The following is a 15,405-nucleotide window of genomic DNA, read 5'->3' as shown; positions in this document are numbered from 1 at the left end:
CATGTTAACATCTTTTGGTTTTGTATCAACGGCTCTCAACTTATATGAGGCCTCACCTGCAAAAACAATGACCTTCGCAACGTATCAGAAACGCGAAGAAAAAGAACGCGAAGCACAACTGCTCGCGATCACGAAAAATAATTTAGAACGGACCCTTCGTGTGCTTCATTACTGCATCGCGCACGAACTTCCGTTATATCGGATGTCCTCTTCTATCGTCCCTTTGGCTACACACCCTGAAGCAGCTTGGGATTTTTTACAGAAGACGAAAAAAGAGTGCAGTGAAATTGAGAAACTCGTTAAAAAGTACAATATTAGAACGAGCATGCATCCGAACCAATACACACTGTTTACAAGCCCGCGACCAGAGGTAACCGTTAACGCGGTGAAAGACATGCAGTATCATTATGACCTTCTTAAAGGAATGGGCATCGAGGACCGCAGCTATATCAACATCCATATCGGCGGTGCTTATGGGGACAAAGCCTCCTCTTTAGAACGATTTTATGAAAATATTAAAATGCTTCCCGCTGACGTAAAAAGCCGAATGACACTCGAAAATGACGACAAAACATTTACTACAAAAGAGACACTTGAGGTTTGTGAGAACGAAGGCATTCCGCTCATGTTTGATTACCACCATTACAAAGCAAATCCTGATGACGATGGGTCGCTCGAAGAACTGCTTCCGCGGTTTATTGCGACTTGGAAAAACACTGGTCGGCCTCCTAAGGTTCACCTCTCATCACCTAAAGACGAAAAAGCATACAGAAGTCACCACGATTATGTGAGCCTCGACTATGTGCTTCCATTTTTTAAGATGATATCTAATTTCACAGATGAGCTGGACGTCATGATTGAAGCGAAACAAAAAGACCGCGCCGTCCTTCAGCTGATTGATGAGCTGGAGAAAGTACGCGGCTTTAAAAGGATGAGCGGTGGCACGATCCTTATGTAGGCCCAATGATAAAGTTTTTTAGCTCCGCATTAAAGCTTTCGTAATGTTTGATTGGAAGCTGGTGCAGAGCTTTGTTTAATATGACGAACTTTGCCTTAGGGTGAACATTTTTTGTATAGATCCTTCTGTAAGGGTGCATATATTCCGCTTGATCGCCATAAATGAACAGCAGTGGGAACCGCCACTCTTTTAACTGATCTGTGCAATGAAACATAAAGCTTTCTTTATAAAATCGTTCCCACGTTTTTGGATCTGACTGGTTATGATACGACAGCATCTCTTTTCGATCCTGAAGGGAATTTGAATGTGTGCTTACAAGAATCTGTTTTAGTAGGGCTGGTGCATTTTTAGCCAGCCTTATTCCTGTTTGGAACTGCTTTTTAAGTGCAAAAGTAGAAACTTGAGAAAAGCCCCCGCTTAAAATAAGTCCCTTAGTCCGATGCGGATACTTTTGTACAAAAGCCTGTGCGACCGAGCCTCCTGCAGAATAACCACAAATATACGCCTCGTCAATTAACAGATGGTCCAGAAGATTTGCCACATCATCCGCTAAATCATATATCGTAAACGTCTCTGGGTCTTTAACAGATGAACGTCCATGGCCCCGAACATCTGGAAATATGGTTTGGCAGTATTGGGATAGTTCCTTTTGATACTTGAACACGAGATGACTCATACCCGACGGATGTAAAAATACGAGGGGAGCACCCGTTCCTAACTTTTCATAGTAGATTTGAAACTCAGAGGTCAGTCCGGCTAAAGCCATGTTATCCTCATTTTAAAAATGTTCCTGCCATCCAAATATACACTTGATATCCTAAATAGATACCAACGATACCCATGATGCCAGGTAATGCAGGCGGCGCTGGAATCGGTAATTTTAACAGGGCAAAAACAAAGCCTACGAGGGCGCCTGTTATCAATGATAATAAGATCAATTTCATGTATGTACCCCTCATTCAAACGAGTTTCCAAACCTATCTCTTATTAATATGGCACGATCTCCTTACAATATCCCTATTTCATTGCAATTAAGCTTGAGGGGTGGTGGAGGCGTTCACAAGTTCATATTGCTTTTTAATGATTCGTATCTGGCCGCGATGACTCAGTTCATCTTCGAAAACATGAAACCATTTAAAATAGTTGTTTCCGAGCTCATTATCCCACCATGGCGTTGTCTCGTATAACCATGAATCTGAAAGTTTTTGAAAATGCTTCAGCGTGATCTCTCGTGTCTTTTTCAAGTCTTCTAAATAAAATTCAGCGGTATTTCCATTGATAATGGTCGCCGCTTCACCTAAATCGAGTGCAGGCTGAAGGGTTTCTGCATAACGATCAATCTCCTCATCAGGCATGTCTTTCCCATCAATCGTTATAAATTGATAGATTTTCTCCACCGCTACAAGATGAGCGAGCAGCATGCCGATCGAATTGCCCGTTCCATTGATTCTAAAGTCGAGTTCTTCTACGGATAAATTTTGCACTTCCCAAATCGTCGTTTCCCTCGTGTAATCCATCATAGAAATCAAGTTAGAAAATTCTTTTGAGTACCCTTCGATCTGTCCGATGAAATAAGGGCTTTTGTTGGATGTGTTCATTTGTGTAACCTCCTGAGCAATAATGTGCATTATTAGAATTCAAGAAAAGGTAAGGAATTCCTTTTATGTCATTCGTCTAAGCTCGCGAACCTCTGCTGAATGGCAGATTGCTCAAATAGATCGTAAATCTCAAGAATCGCTCATAAACTTCTGGAATCGCTCTTAAATCTCTAGAATCGCTCGTAAACCTCTAGAATCGCTCGTAAACCACTTCCAAGCCCTCACCCCAAAAAGAAAAAACCTGTCCGCAGACAGGTTTTCCCTACTTTATCTCTCTATTACATACGTTCTGGCGCTTCTACGCCAACGATGTTCAGTGCATTCTCGATCGTCACTTGAGTTGCCTTCATTAAAGCAAAACGAGCTTCTGATTTTTCTTTATTTTCAGGATCCAGTACACGCTCAGCGTTATAGAAGCTATGAAGAGCAGAAGCGAGCTCAAATACATAGTTCGTCACGCGGTGTGTTAGAAGTTTTTCAGCCGCTTCATTAATAACGGCCGGGAATTCCCGATCTTCTTCAACAGCTCAAACTCTTTTTCAGAATCAATCTGTTTTAAATCTACGTCCCCGTCGTAAGAAAGACCCATCTCTTCTCCTTGGCGAAGCATGCTGCATACGCGCGCGTGTGCGTATTGTACGTAAAACACAGGATTTTCGTTCGATTTAGAAACGGCTAAATCCATGTCAAAATCAAGGTGAGTATCGTTTGAACGCATCGCGAAGAAATAACGAGTTGCGTCGATGCCCACTTCTTCCATCAGTTCACGAAGCGTAACAGCTTTACCTGTACGCTTACTCATACGAACTTTTTCTCCATTTTGGAAAAGTGAAACAAGCTGAATAATCATTACGTCCAGTTGTTCTTTATCATAACCGAGCGCCTGAATCGCTGCCTTCATACGAGGAATGTAGCCGTGGTGGTCTGCTCCCCAAATGTTGATCAGCTTTTCAAAGCCACGCTCAAACTTGTCGTTGTGATACGCGATATCCGGTGTTAAGTACGTGTAGGAGCCGTCATTCTTAATCAGTACACGGTTCTTGTCATCATCGTAGTCTGTTGTACGGAACCATGTTGCTCCTCTTCTTCATAAACAACGCCTTTCGCTTTTAACTTCTCTAGCGCAGCATCAATTTTACCGTTTTTATAAAGAGAAGTTTCAGAGAACCACACATCAAAATCCACGCGGAATTCAGCCAAATCTTCTTTAAGCTTTTCTAATTCACGAGTAAGACCGTATTCACGGAAAAAGCTAACGCGTTCGCTTTCTTCTTTTTCCAACCAAGAATCACCGTATTCTTCAGCCAGGTCTTTACCGAACTGAATAATATCAGCGCCGTGATAACCATCTTCAGGCATATCTTTATCCTTGCCTAATGCTTGGAAGTAGCGCGCTTCGATCGACGTAGCTAAGTTGTTAATTTGATTTCCAGCATCATTGATGTAGAACTCGCGAGAAACATTATATCCAGCATAATCCAGGATATTGCAGATCGTATCACCAACAGCCGCACCACGGGCATGTCCTAAGTGAAGGGTGCCAGTCGGGTTCGCAGATACGAACTCTACTTGAACCTTCTTGCCGTTTCCGTGCTCAGTACGCCCATAATCCTTGCCTGCTTTTAAAACAGTCGGTACAAGCTCCGTTAAGTAAGAGTTGTCCATATAAAAGTTGATGAATCCAGGACCTGCAATCTCAACCTTTGCAATCGATGCTTTACTTTTATCAAAATTCGCTACTAAATCGTCAGCGATCATACGAGGTGCTTTTTCGCGATACGCGCTAACTGCATCGCCATGTTTGTAGCGAAGTCACCATTCGCTTTATCTTTCGGCACTTCAAGAACGACTGCCGGCAGTTCTTCTTTTTTCGCAAGTCCTGCTTTTACGACCGCTTCTTCAATCTCTTCTTTTAACAGATGCTTGACCTGGTCAAGGATATTCATGCTTTTGCCTCCTGAAAATTAATCTTGATTCGATGTGTTCCTGTATGTTCACCCTGCAGAACCAGCTCGTACGCGAGCTTCAGATCACCCGTCTGATTTTGCTGATTCCATCGGAAATTCATTTCATGTGTGGTCGTTTCCATCCAAAGCTGGCCATATGGGCTATCGTACATGCCTTTCGTTGTCTGGCCGATTAAATATTTCTGTTTCATAGATACACTGCCTGAGCGGATAATCAGAATTCCAGCGTGCGTAATCTTAATCACATTATTGACAGAACCTGCACCTTCTATCTCTTCCTTGTACTGAAGATAAGTAACGTCTCCTCTTTTATAAAGCTTACCTTCTGTCTCGGTGTAATGTTTTTCCTTCTCACCGCTAAAATGAACTTCTGAACTTATCGTAAGCGCAACAGACAATTCCGTATCTTGATCCATGCGAACAACACTTCCTTTTTTGGTGTACCTCTTTAACTTACCTATTATAAAAGATTTCACTACTCTCGTTCAACCTTATGGGTGTCTTTTTAAAAAATCGTGGGTCTAATAGGTAAAATTAGCCTAAAAACACGTTTTCGTGAGTGGATGATTTGGAATGAGGTACCGTAATGACTTATTATACATTGAAGAAGATGAAATTAGTTGAGGAGGATTATGATGAAAAACGAAAAGATCTTATTGGTGAATCGTCCAAAGGGAACTCCGCAAAAAAGCGACTTCCGTTACGAGGAAGCATCGATCCCTGCGCTTGAAAATGATCAGGTACTTCTGAAGACCATCTATCTTTCTGTGGACCCTTACATGAGAGGACGCATGAGTGACCGCAAGTCCTACGTACCTCCTTTTGAATTAAATGAAGCAATCTCTGGAGGCGTTGTTGGACAAGTTGTGGAATCTCGCTCAGGAGAACTGGCTGAAGGTGATTTTGTAATCGGAAACCTTGGCTGGCAAAAATACAATGTCGCGAGCGATGCTGAAGTACGAAAGCTTGATCCTTCTATTGCGCCGTTAACAGCAAACCTCGGTGTTCTTGGAATGACAGGTTTAACCGCCTATTTCGGATTGCTCGATATCGGAAATCCGCAAGAAGGTGAAACTGTTGTTGTAAGTGGTGCCGCTGGTGCAGTTGGAACAATCGTTGGCCAGATCGCCAAGATTAAAGGTGCGCGTGTAGTCGGAATCGCTGGTTCAGATGAAAAAATTTCTTATTTGAAAGATGAATTAGGCTTTGACGCAGCAATCAATTATAAGACCGAGAACGTGTATAAAGCATTAAAAGCTGCATGCCCGGATGGCGTTGATGTATATTTTGATAATGTTGGCGGCGAGATCTCAGACAGCGTACTCGCTTTAATCAACAAAGGCGCACGCATTCCAGTCTGTGGACAAATCGCACTTTATAATCTTGAAAAAGCGGATGTTGGTCCACGCATGCAAAGTCAGTTGCTAATCAACAGCGCATTGATGAAAGGCTTTATCGTGAGCGATTATGCGGCTCATTTTGAAGAAGGAGCAATCGAACTTGCGAAATGGCTAAAAGAGGGCAAGCTTTCTTACAGCGAAAACATCGTGGACGGCTTCGAGAAAACGATTGATGCGTTCTTAGGTCTGTTTTCTGGTGAAAACACTGGGAAACAGCTTGTAAAAGTGGCTGACCCGGAGAATGTGTAGGATTCTTTAAAGAGAACCTAAAAAACCCTGTAAATTATGTGGCTTTTCACTCTGAACTAGTGAAAAGCCTCTTTTAATGAAGATGGCGAGTTACAACTGTAAACAATTCAAGAAATACGGAACATAATACGGCGAGAAACAGTTATAATCCGGCGAGTTTACAAAAACCGACAAAAAATCAAAAAAGACCAACTCCCCAAAATTGAAAGCCAGTCCCCCTAAATTATTTTTCTACTAAATGATAGCCAATATAATCCAGTGCAGATTGAATGTTATTTACATACTTCGTTTTCACGTTCGTCAAATCGAAATGATATACTTGCTCATGAGCAAATGCAGGAGACACTCCCGTTATGATCGTTTCTACTCCCATCAAATGAAGAGCGTTGATCAAAGAAAACAGCACTTTTGGAAAACGGTTATCCTGAACATAAAGTTTGGATAAATCAATAATAAAGAAATGAATTTCACCTTCTGCCGCATTATGAAGAACATCACTTATGATTTGTTCTGAACGGACTTCATCTACAATGCCTTGCAAGGAAAGAATGGATACTCCTTCTGTCAGCGGGATGATCGGAACACTTAAGAATCCCATATGATGTTTCGTTTCATCGAGTTCGATGATGTGTGACAGTATCCCCGCTATCGAGTGAAGATAGTTTACATCATCTTGCGAAAACTCTCTTTCCTTTCGATCCATCACGCAAAGAGTGCCAAAGACATTCCCTTTTAAATCTTTTAGTGTTACACCTAAGAAACCTTTGATTTTCAGTTGACCTGTTACCTCTAACTCTCGTGTTCTTGCATCGGTCATTAAGTTTCTTGTATGCATCGTACTGCCTTCGTTCATAATGATTAAACGGCAATACGTTTCTCCATATTCTACACTGTAACCCTCTGTAATAATTTCTCTTCTTCATTAAAAGAGCTTAGGACCGTAATCGCCCTTTTCCCCTTCCTTGTTACATATGTAGTTTTGACATTCAGTTGTTTGCTAATTAAGTCGAACATTTTGCGGGAAACAGACTTTAACGAATAATAATTCGTAATCTCATTTTCGTACTCATCAGTCATAATATCCCCTCCTATAAATAAGAGCATTTCTTATTTGAGACAAGTATATCATTTTTATGTAGTAAATTTTGGATATTGTAAAAATAAAAGAGATAAATACTTCTGTGTTATAAATTTTCAATACGAAAATAAGCTGATTCCATGACAGAGCCAGCTCAAACAATTAAAGAGGTAAGATCATAGAGACAGTCGTTCCTTTACCTTCTATGCTATTAAAATGAAGTTTCCCTTTATGTTCTTTCATGATTTTTGAACTGACCATTAGTCCGAGACCCGTGCCTTTTTCTTTTGTCGTATAAAAAGGCTCACACATTTTATGAATACGCTCTGCCGGAATTCCACAGCCTTGATCTTTTACAGACACATAAATATTTCCGTCTACCACTTCTCCACGTATTGTAATCTCTCCGCCATTTGCCATCGAATCGATCGCATTTTTCAAAAGATTGATCAACACTTGCTTCAGTTCGTTTTCTTCGGCATGGATCAATGGCAAACTCTCCGACATCTCCGTTTTGAACTGTATGTTTTGAACGATTGCTTCAGGTTGCAGGAGGGATTTAACAAATTCAACGATCTCTTTTAAGCAAATCTTTTTATACGTTCTCACTTGTGGTTTTGCAAGTAATAACAACTGTCCCATAATCTGATCGATCCTGTTAAGTTCTTTATCCATAATGTTGTAATAGTTGGATGGGTCGAGCTGTTTGCTTTCTTGTAAAAACTGAACAAACCCTTTAAGGGAAGTTAGCGGATTCCTAATTTCATGCGCCACAGAAGCCGCCAGCTGTCCGACAATGGAAAGCTTGTCTGACTGACGAAGCATATCTTCTGATTTTTTCTTTCTGAAATGTCACGGGTAACCCCAATGATCTCGACCACTTTTCCAGTGTCATCTGTAATACTTTTACACGACGTTTCCAGCCAAATGTAATGACCGTCTTTATGCTGAAGTCGAAAAGGAACCGTTTTTGTGCAAGGTCCTTGAATCAATTCGTCATGTGCTTTTCTTGATATCTCTTCATCATCAGGGTGAAGCATCCCGTAACCTGTATCTCCAAGAATATCTTCGGGTTTTTTCCTAATAACGCATAAGACGCAGGTGAAACGTACGTAAACGTCCCATCCACCTTGTGCGTTGTGATCATGTCCATCGCGTTTTCAGCAAGAAGTCTGTATCTCGCTTCACTTTCTTCTAAAAGCATCCGGGACTCAATCTTTTCCGTTATCTCCCGCCCAAATACAAGCAAGTTCTTACGCGACCCATCTGGATGAAAAACAGGAATTTTGTATACGTCAAAAAATCGTGTGCTGCCATCACGTGCAGGTACGAACTCTTCGCACCTTACGATTTCTTTCGCCTGCCACACTTGTTCATCTGTCTCGATACAATATTGAAATACATCACGGAAGAATGGTGTGATCTCTGCTAAATCAGCATCATTTTTTCCGGTGAAATCAAAGCCAGGCATCTCAAAAAGTTCACCTACAAACTCGTTTGCAAAAATAAATCTGCCTTCCCCGTCTTTAATCCCAATAAAATCCGGAACAATGTTCATTAACGTTTTCAAAAGAGGTTCCTGACAAGAATGTACGACTGCATGCTGTTCTTTCACGATATAATAGCGGTAAAATTCTTCATGAACCGGAAACAAGCCCTCACTAACTGTAACGTTTATTAGACCATTTACAGCTAGAAGTGTTCCTTCACTTCCGTTCTCATGGCGTAAAAGGACCTCATCAATATTTTTTCCTGCAGCTGTGAATTCTGCTTGTTCTGTAAGATTCAGAAAGTGCTTATTTACAGCTGTTATCTCCTCATTAGACGCAACAAGTAATACAGCGTCAGAAAGCTGATCTATAAAATTTTGAACATGCCTCAAACTTTTTGAAATCGCTGTCATTACATTCATCCCGCCTTTATCCCTCTAATTCTCTACTGTAACTATAGCAAAAAAGTCTGAACAATATAACAAAATTCGACAAATCCAGCGGAAAACGGTTTAAGTCAGTTCCAACTTACTATTTTTCTTTAAGTTTCCATTGCTTTACACATAGGAATTTACTATATTTGATTAATGTAAGAGGTCTGACTTCTGTGTGATTTGTAAAAATATTAATTAAAAGTGATGAGGGAATTACTATGGGTGCTATCGGATTACTATTTTCAGGTGGAGCTTTATTTCTAAACAGCTTGATGCTGCTAGGTAAAGCAGAAGAAAAAAGTGTCGCGTTTTTTAATATATTAGTCGGTTTATTGCAAGTGATCACTCCGATCTATTTGATCATTATATCTGATGGATCTAACTGGTCCATGTTCAATAACGGAGCCGTTTTCTTGTTCGGATTCACCTACCTCTATTTAGGGGTAACGATTTTAAAAGGCTTTGATTCAAGCGGCCTTGGGTGGTATTCATTGTGGGTTGCGATGATGGCGATCGTTTATGCACTCGTTTTTTATGTTCAAGAGAACGATGTGGTTAATGCTTTGACTTGGCTGATGTGGGCGTTTCTATGGTTTTTGTTCTTCTTATCTTCAGCGCTTAAAAAACCATACGAAGCGTACATCGGAAGAGTCGCTTTTGTTCAGTCATGGGTAACGTTAACGCTGCCTTCTCTATTCATGCTTCTCGATATGTGGCAGATCGCAAAGCTGCAAGAGATCTGGACGTATGTATGTGTCGGATCAATGGTTTATTTTGTCGTGGAAGCTATTTTGTTCGTTAAATCGGTTAAAAAAGAAAAATTAGTAGAAGAATTAGCTTAGTTATTGCCGGTCTCGATGGTTTCGAGGCCGGTTTTCTTATGTGTTGGGCTCTGCTGTTTGAGTTGTGAGGACGCGAAGGATGGCAATTAAGTCGTTTGGAAGAGAAATTAAGCCTAAATGGAGGTCAATTAAGTCTCTCCAGAAAAAATTAAGTCTAAATCGATACCAATTAAGTCTAAATTAAAAAATAAAGGCCATTCGACATAGAACGACATCCACACCAATAAAAACCCCTGTTTGAAGGCTGCAAACTACAGCCTTCAAACAGGGTTTTTCCAAAATTATTTTACCCAGCCTAGCAAAATTTCACGAAGGAACTTGCTTGCTGCGATCGGTGTTTGTTCTGAGTGGTCATAGATTGGTGCTACTTCTACTAGGTCTGCACCAATCACGTTGATGTCCGCTTTCGCGATCAACTGAATCGCTTCAAGAAGCTCTTTAGAAGTGATTCCACCCGCTTCTGCTGTTCCTGTTCCTGGAGCTGCAGATGGATCTAGCACATCGATATCGATCGTCACATATACATTGCGGCCTTTTAATGTTGGAAGAACTTCTTTTAAAGGTTCTGCCACATCGAACTTGTACATGTGCATGCCGCTCGTTTTTGCAAATTCGAACTCTTCACGCATACCAGAACGGATACCGAATGAATAAACGTTTTCTGCTCCGATCAGATCACACACTTTACGGATCGGTGTAGAGTGAGAAAGCACTTCACCTTCATATTGCTCGCGAAGGTCAGCGTGTGCATCAATATGAATCACTACATAGTCATCATATTTTTGCTTTAACGCTTTAAAAACTGGCCAAGTTACAAGATGCTCTCCACCCATTCCAAGCGGAAATTTGTTGTCAGCGAGTAGCGTTGAAACATACTCTTCAATCATATCTAGTGAACGCTGCGGATTTCCAAACGGCAAAGGAATATCACCTGCATCAAAATAGTTCACTTCTTCAAGATGCTTGTCCATGTACGGGCTGTACTCTTCAAGACCAAGAGATGCCTCACGAATACGAGCAGGGCCGAAACGGCTTCCTGGTCGGAATGAAACCGTCCAGTCCATCGGCATTCCATAAAGAACGGCATCGGCTGTTTTATAATCAGGCTTACTTAAAATAAATACATTTCCAGAATAAGCTTCATCAAAACGCATGTTTTTACACTCCTTATGTAAAATACGGGGCCGTCCCGAAAGTAAGGTACAACTCACTTTTGACAGCCCCCATTTTTTATATTTATTTTTTAATCAAGTCACTAACGAACTTCGGCAACGCGAACGCAGCTGTGTGAAGTTGTGGTGTCCAATATTTTGTTTCAATGTCGTGGAAACGATCAGCAGGAACTTCTAATGGATCGTGTTTCTTAGATCCAATCGTGAACGTCCAAAGTCCGCTTGGGTAAGTTGGGATGTTCGCTGTGTAAAGACGCGTGATCGGGAAGATCTCACTAACGTCACTGAACACTTGAGAGATCAACTCAGGCGTGAACCATGGATTGTCGGTTTGTGCTACAAAGATTCCGTCATCTTTTAAAGCTTTAGAGATTCCTTCATAGAAACCTTTTTCAAAAAGCTTAGCAGCTGGTCCAACTGGCTCAGTTGAGTCAACCATGATTACATCGTACTCGTTTTCGCTTGTTGCGATGTGCATGAATCCGTCATCTACTTTTACTTCAACGCGCGGGTTCTCTAAGTCTCCAGCGATTTCAGGCAAGTATTGTTTAGAATACTCAATTACTTTTCCATCGATCTCAACAAGTACTGCTTTTTCAACAGATGGGTGCTTCAGCACTTCACGGATTACTCCGCCGTCTCCTCCACCTACAACTAGAACGTGTTTCGGGTTAGGGTGCGTGAAAAGAGGTACGTGTGCTACCATCTCGTGGTAAACGAATTCGTCTTTTTGCGTTGTCATAACCATGCCATCAAGGATCAGCATGTTTCCGAACTCTTCTGTTTCTACCATATCTAGCTTTTGAAATTCTGTTTGCTCAGATACGTACGTTTTGTTAATTTTCATCGTAATTCCGAAATTTTCCGTTTGTTTTTCAGTAAACCAAATACTCATGTTGGTCTCACTCCTACTATATATTTTGAAATGCCAGGCATCGTTGTTTCAACTTTTTACAAACAAAATGATTATAGCATTCCAGGACCTAAGATTCCAATTCAAATTTTGTAAGAATGTGCGTCAAATGCAAATACCCACTCCATATCCACACCACATTCATGTTTCCCAAATCTTTCTTTATTAAAAATAGGACAAATACCCCGTTTCTTTTAGCAGACTATTCTGATTAATTAAGTGATATAATGAAGATAGCGTTCAGAAGGACAGACGGTCGGCGCATTCCTTTTTTAAACTGAAGCTGGACATCTAGCTGATTTTGCAGCTTACAGTTAAGGGGGTGATGCCTCTGACGATCTTTGAGGCGTTGATGTTCGCGGTCGCTTTCAGCTCGCTTATCGTTACTGTCCTTACGTCTAAAAATAAATAGGCCTCTGTCACACGTGTAAAAGCACCGGCTTTTCGTCTCAGAAAATCCGGCCTCGCTTTACCGACTCGTGTGTCCCTTCTGGCGCCCAACTCGTCCGTGTCTCATGCACGGGCGATTTCTTTATAATAGATTTTTGTTAAAACATGCTTAAAACTTATGAATAGCTACCCTTTTCTTTGTTTGCTTTCTCGATTTTATTTACGCGAACTAAAAATACTCGAAATTGAAACGAAAATTATGCCAATACTGCTCTTTTTAGGAAGTCACACTTATACCTATCCAGTTATTAACGACTCTAATTCAAGAAATTGAAGCCATATTTCCTGAAATTGTTGAATTTATTCCGCGAGTTTTAGCTTTATTCCAGCGAGTTTTGCCTATATAACGGCGAGTTGACAAAATTCGACTCCCATCATCCAACTCTATACCCTTACTCCTAACAAATAGCTATCAACTCACTGATCTTTTTCGCTTGCAATAAAAAAGCCACAAACGGTTTACCCGCTCATGGCTGCTTCTCTTATTTACTACTATTTTTTAAGATCGAATCAATAATGGTATCCCAATCCTCTGTATGCAGCTCATGCCCCGATCCTTCGAGGGTAACAAGTTCTGCATGCGGGATCGCTCTCGCAAGCGCTTGGCCGTGTTCGAACGGAAGCGCTGGATCTTCCGTCCCGTGAAGAATTATCGTGGGAATCCCAATTTCACTCATGCGATCTAAATACTCTTCACCGCCACCTAGAAAAATATAATTAAAGCGGCTTTGAATCTGTTTGGCGCGCGTATATTCTTTTTCTGCTAAGGCGTACATTCTTTTCTTTTCAAAAGGCTTCGATCCTGAAAGCACTGCCCACCCCTCTGCTAAATAAGCAATGGAGGCCACTTGGTCAGACCAATCAATCGAAGTACTTTTCCCATGATAATCTAATATTTTCTGATCCATCTGAGGTAGCTCAGCTTGCTCTGATCCGAAGACACTAGACGCAAGAATGGTCAAGCTCTGTAAACGTTCAGGATGTTTAATCGCCATAATCTGTCCGATCATTCCTCCTAGAGACATTCCCATAATGTGCGCTTTTTTAATAGAATAAGCATCTAGAATTCCAATCGCATCATCAGCCAAATCCGTAATCGTATAATTGGAAGTTCCAGGTTCATAGACGACTGATTGACCGAGATCGCGGTGATCATACCGAATCACGTATCTACCCTCTGCTGCTATTCGATCACAAAATTCTTCATCCCACCAATCGAGCGAAGACATCGCCCCCATGATAAGTAGAACAGCTGGATTGCTAGGGTTACCGAAGCTTTCTGTATGAATACCCACCTGATTTGTTTGTAATAGTTGTTGTTTCATCTTTTGTTTCCTCCGTGATTTTATTTTTTCGCCTTGTGTAAAAGCGCAGATCAATACCACTCAACGGAGTCATCATGGCCTGCACTTGTCATTATCGATGCTTGATCCATTTAATGATCATGACGTGTCGGCCTCCTTTATTAAATTTTTTCACCTTCTTTATTTTAACATAATTTTCTGACATTTAACCACGAATAAAAAGTGCCTCATTTCAAGACACTCTTCTTCCTATAATCGTTCTAATAGTTTCTTCGTTCGTTCTTTCGCGTTCGCCATCACTTTTTCTTCATCGATCGTCTTCAACTCACGGCCGCGCATCACAATCTTGCCATCGATGATCACCGTATCAACGTCCTGCCCAGTTGCAGAATAGACGAGCAAGTTTGCCGGTTCATGGCTCGGTGTCAGATGAAGCTTGTTCATGTCCATCAATAAGAGATCGGCCTTTTTCCCGACAGTTAACGATCCGACATCATCCCCGATCCCAAGTATGTCGGCTCCGTTCTGTGTCGCCATCGTCAAAACATCATGCGCACTCAATACAGCCGCCTCTTCGTACTTCAATTTTTGGAACCAGCTTGCCGCTTTCATCTCCCAAAACAGATCCAGTGAACTAGCACTCGCTGGACCATCCGTTCCTACCCCTACTTTTATGCCTGAATCCATCAAACGCTTCACATCACTGATTCCGCAACCGAGCTTGGCGTTGCTCACAGGGTTATGAATGATGCCGCCCTGCACCGTTTTCAACGTCTCATAATCTGTATCGTTAAAATGAACACCATGCGCGAGCAATACCGGACGCTCGAACACACCCGCTTGCTCTAAATATTCAACTGGTCTCATCCCATATTTTTCTGAAATCATGCGCTCTTCATCTTTCGTCTCAGCCAGATGAATGTGCAAAGAAACATCTTTTTCCTTTGATAGATTGACTGCTGCTTTCAGAAAATCAGGCGGGCACATATATGGTGAGTGCGGTGCAATCATCGTTGTTATCCGGCCGTTTCCTTTTCCGTGCCAGCGGTCAACAACATCTCTTGCTTCCTTCAACCGGCCTTCATAATCTGAATCCATCGCGATAAGTCCACGAGCTATAACGGAACGAATCCCAGATTCCACAGCCGCTTCTCCAATCGTATCGATGCCTATGTACATATCGGCGTATGACGTTGTTCCACTCTTGATCATTTCCGCCATGGAAAGAAGTGCTCCCCAATAACGATCTTCATCGTTCATCTTCATTTCAAGCGGAAGCATCTTTTTATTCAGCCATGTCATCAGTGTCACATCATCACTATAACAACGCAACAACGACATCGGTGTATGCTGATGCCCGTTTACGAGGCCGGGCAGTGCAAGCATTCCTTTTCCGTCAAGCTTCTCAACTGCTTCATCCCATTCAACGTTTCCTATTGAATCAATTTTATTGTCTTTTATAAGGATGTCGCCATTGTTGACAATCCATTTCCCATCATCTCTTACCGTCAGATATTGAATGTTTTGTATAAGCATATTCCGAACCTCCT

The 15,405-nt window shown here is 41.5% G+C and carries 16 protein-coding genes and 1 pseudogene; 3 read left to right on the top strand and 14 right to left on the bottom strand.

What is annotated here, in order from left to right; genetic code table 11:
• Nucleotide 1 precedes the first annotated feature (1 nt).
• A complete protein-coding gene (uvsE, locus tag ACEWFH_RS02790) occupies nt 2-958 on the top strand; it encodes a UV DNA damage repair endonuclease UvsE (protein WP_473726016.1) in 957 nt (318 codons plus the stop codon).
• Here the strand turns inward: uvsE and ACEWFH_RS02785 are convergent.
• From ACEWFH_RS02785 to ACEWFH_RS02765, 5 genes and pseudogenes are all read right to left on the bottom strand, one after another.
• The gene (locus ACEWFH_RS02785; RefSeq protein WP_473726015.1) at nt 951-1,724 is read right to left on the bottom strand and encodes an alpha/beta fold hydrolase; all 774 of its coding nucleotides are present in this window, start codon (nt 1,722-1,724) and stop codon (nt 951-953) included. The genes uvsE and ACEWFH_RS02785 overlap by 8 nt on opposite strands.
• 7 nt (nt 1,725-1,731) lie before the next feature.
• On the bottom strand, nt 1,732-1,902 hold the full coding sequence (locus ACEWFH_RS02780) for a XapX domain-containing protein (RefSeq protein WP_289494006.1): 171 nt from the start codon (nt 1,900-1,902) through the stop codon (nt 1,732-1,734).
• A gap of 87 nt (nt 1,903-1,989) precedes the next feature.
• Nucleotides 1,990-2,556, bottom strand: a complete 567-nt coding sequence (locus tag ACEWFH_RS02775; protein ID WP_473726014.1) for a DinB family protein — start codon at nt 2,554-2,556, stop codon at nt 1,990-1,992.
• A 278-nt stretch (nt 2,557-2,834) separates the two neighbouring features.
• A pseudogene (gene argS, locus ACEWFH_RS02770) lies at nt 2,835-4,502 on the bottom strand (arginine--tRNA ligase).
• Entirely contained in the window at nt 4,499-4,939 is a 441-nt protein-coding gene (locus ACEWFH_RS02765) for a YwiB family protein (protein WP_394604491.1), read from the bottom strand. Before ACEWFH_RS02765 ends, argS begins: the two are co-directional and overlap by 4 nt.
• A 216-nt stretch (nt 4,940-5,155) precedes the next feature.
• Between ACEWFH_RS02765 and ACEWFH_RS02760 the strand changes: the two genes are divergently transcribed.
• Nucleotides 5,156-6,172, top strand: coding sequence for an NADP-dependent oxidoreductase (locus ACEWFH_RS02760; RefSeq protein WP_473726013.1), 1,017 nt, complete (start codon nt 5,156-5,158; stop codon nt 6,170-6,172).
• 223 nt (nt 6,173-6,395) lie between these two features.
• Here ACEWFH_RS02760 and ACEWFH_RS02755 read toward each other — a convergent pair whose 3' ends face one another.
• The 5 genes from ACEWFH_RS02755 to ACEWFH_RS02735 all read right to left on the bottom strand — a co-directional run bounded on the left by ACEWFH_RS02755 (nt 6,396) and on the right by ACEWFH_RS02735 (nt 9,162).
• Nucleotides 6,396-7,007, bottom strand: a complete 612-nt coding sequence (locus tag ACEWFH_RS02755; protein WP_473726012.1) for an STAS domain-containing protein — start codon at nt 7,005-7,007, stop codon at nt 6,396-6,398.
• A gap of 50 nt (nt 7,008-7,057) precedes the next feature.
• Entirely contained in the window at nt 7,058-7,249 is a 192-nt protein-coding gene (locus ACEWFH_RS02750) for a hypothetical protein (protein ID WP_473726011.1), read from the bottom strand.
• A gap of 163 nt (nt 7,250-7,412) precedes the next feature.
• Nucleotides 7,413-8,075: an ATP-binding protein gene (locus tag ACEWFH_RS02745; RefSeq protein WP_473726010.1), complete on the bottom strand. Its 663-nt coding sequence runs from the start codon at nt 8,073-8,075 to the stop codon at nt 7,413-7,415.
• Complete coding sequence (locus tag ACEWFH_RS02740; RefSeq protein ID WP_473726009.1) at nt 7,997-8,290, bottom strand: PAS domain-containing protein; 294 nt, start codon at nt 8,288-8,290, stop codon at nt 7,997-7,999. The genes ACEWFH_RS02745 and ACEWFH_RS02740 overlap by 79 nt, the downstream gene beginning before the upstream one ends.
• Nucleotides 8,239-9,162 carry a PAS domain-containing protein gene (locus ACEWFH_RS02735; protein ID WP_473726008.1) on the bottom strand — a complete coding sequence of 308 codons (924 nt, stop codon included), beginning with the start codon at nt 9,160-9,162 and terminating at the stop codon, nt 8,239-8,241. The genes ACEWFH_RS02740 and ACEWFH_RS02735 overlap by 52 nt, the downstream gene beginning before the upstream one ends.
• A 230-nt stretch (nt 9,163-9,392) precedes the next feature.
• On the opposite strand from ACEWFH_RS02735, the gene ACEWFH_RS02730 reads away from it, so the two are divergent.
• Nucleotides 9,393-10,016 carry an AmiS/UreI family transporter gene (locus ACEWFH_RS02730; RefSeq protein WP_473726007.1) on the top strand — a complete coding sequence of 208 codons (624 nt, stop codon included), beginning with the start codon at nt 9,393-9,395 and terminating at the stop codon, nt 10,014-10,016.
• A 281-nt stretch (nt 10,017-10,297) separates the two neighbouring features.
• On the opposite strand, the gene speB is transcribed toward ACEWFH_RS02730, so the two are convergent.
• The 4 genes from speB to ACEWFH_RS02710 all read right to left on the bottom strand — a co-directional run bounded on the left by speB (nt 10,298) and on the right by ACEWFH_RS02710 (nt 15,391).
• Nucleotides 10,298-11,170 carry an agmatinase gene (speB, locus tag ACEWFH_RS02725; RefSeq protein WP_066244630.1) on the bottom strand — a complete coding sequence of 291 codons (873 nt, stop codon included), beginning with the start codon at nt 11,168-11,170 and terminating at the stop codon, nt 10,298-10,300.
• A gap of 82 nt (nt 11,171-11,252) precedes the next feature.
• Nucleotides 11,253-12,083, bottom strand: coding sequence for a polyamine aminopropyltransferase (speE, locus tag ACEWFH_RS02720; RefSeq protein WP_473726006.1), 831 nt, complete (start codon nt 12,081-12,083; stop codon nt 11,253-11,255).
• A 950-nt stretch (nt 12,084-13,033) separates the two neighbouring features.
• Nucleotides 13,034-13,876 (bottom strand): alpha/beta fold macrolide esterase, encoded by an 843-nt coding sequence (mle, locus tag ACEWFH_RS02715; RefSeq protein ID WP_473726005.1) that lies wholly within the window; start codon nt 13,874-13,876, stop codon nt 13,034-13,036.
• Nucleotides 13,877-14,104: 228 nt separating this feature from the next.
• Complete coding sequence (locus ACEWFH_RS02710; protein WP_473726004.1) at nt 14,105-15,391, bottom strand: amidohydrolase; 1,287 nt, start codon at nt 15,389-15,391, stop codon at nt 14,105-14,107.
• Nucleotides 15,392-15,405 lie beyond the last annotated feature (14 nt).

The organism is Fictibacillus sp. EA-CB0309 (genome assembly GCF_055814265.1).
The sequence above is the reverse complement of the archived record's forward strand: the minus strand, read 5'-3'. Positions and strand labels throughout refer to the sequence as shown.

What these genes read in the sequence shown, in the direction of transcription:
- ACEWFH_RS02760 (WP_473726013.1), top strand. Translation starts at nt 5,156, where the DNA reads ATGATGAAAAACGAAAAGATCTTATTGGTGAATCGTCCAAAGGGAACT.
- ACEWFH_RS02730 (WP_473726007.1), top strand. Translation starts at nt 9,393, where the DNA reads ATGGGTGCTATCGGATTACTATTTTCAGGTGGAGCTTTATTTCTAAAC.
- speB (WP_066244630.1), bottom strand. Translation starts at nt 11,170, where the DNA reads ATGCGTTTTGATGAAGCTTATTCTGGAAATGTATTTATTTTAAGTAAG.
- speE (WP_473726006.1), bottom strand. Translation starts at nt 12,083, where the DNA reads ATGAGTATTTGGTTTACTGAAAAACAAACGGAAAATTTCGGAATTACG.
- ACEWFH_RS02755 (WP_473726012.1), bottom strand. Translation starts at nt 7,007, where the DNA reads ATGCATACAAGAAACTTAATGACCGATGCAAGAACACGAGAGTTAGAG.
- ACEWFH_RS02740 (WP_473726009.1), bottom strand. Translation starts at nt 8,290, where the DNA reads ATGCTTCACCCTGATGATGAAGAGATATCAAGAAAAGCACATGACGAA.
- ACEWFH_RS02745 (WP_473726010.1), bottom strand. Translation starts at nt 8,075, where the DNA reads ATGCTTCGTCAGTCAGACAAGCTTTCCATTGTCGGACAGCTGGCGGCT.
- ACEWFH_RS02735 (WP_473726008.1), bottom strand. Translation starts at nt 9,162, where the DNA reads ATGAATGTAATGACAGCGATTTCAAAAAGTTTGAGGCATGTTCAAAAT.
- ACEWFH_RS02710 (WP_473726004.1), bottom strand. Translation starts at nt 15,391, where the DNA reads ATGCTTATACAAAACATTCAATATCTGACGGTAAGAGATGATGGGAAA.
- uvsE (WP_473726016.1), top strand. Translation starts at nt 2, where the DNA reads ATGTTAACATCTTTTGGTTTTGTATCAACGGCTCTCAACTTATATGAG.
- ACEWFH_RS02780 (WP_289494006.1), bottom strand. Translation starts at nt 1,902, where the DNA reads ATGAAATTGATCTTATTATCATTGATAACAGGCGCCCTCGTAGGCTTT.
- ACEWFH_RS02765 (WP_394604491.1), bottom strand. Translation starts at nt 4,939, where the DNA reads ATGGATCAAGATACGGAATTGTCTGTTGCGCTTACGATAAGTTCAGAA.
- mle (WP_473726005.1), bottom strand. Translation starts at nt 13,876, where the DNA reads ATGAAACAACAACTATTACAAACAAATCAGGTGGGTATTCATACAGAA.
- ACEWFH_RS02785 (WP_473726015.1), bottom strand. Translation starts at nt 1,724, where the DNA reads ATGGCTTTAGCCGGACTGACCTCTGAGTTTCAAATCTACTATGAAAAG.
- ACEWFH_RS02775 (WP_473726014.1), bottom strand. Translation starts at nt 2,556, where the DNA reads ATGAACACATCCAACAAAAGCCCTTATTTCATCGGACAGATCGAAGGG.
- ACEWFH_RS02750 (WP_473726011.1), bottom strand. Translation starts at nt 7,249, where the DNA reads ATGACTGATGAGTACGAAAATGAGATTACGAATTATTATTCGTTAAAG.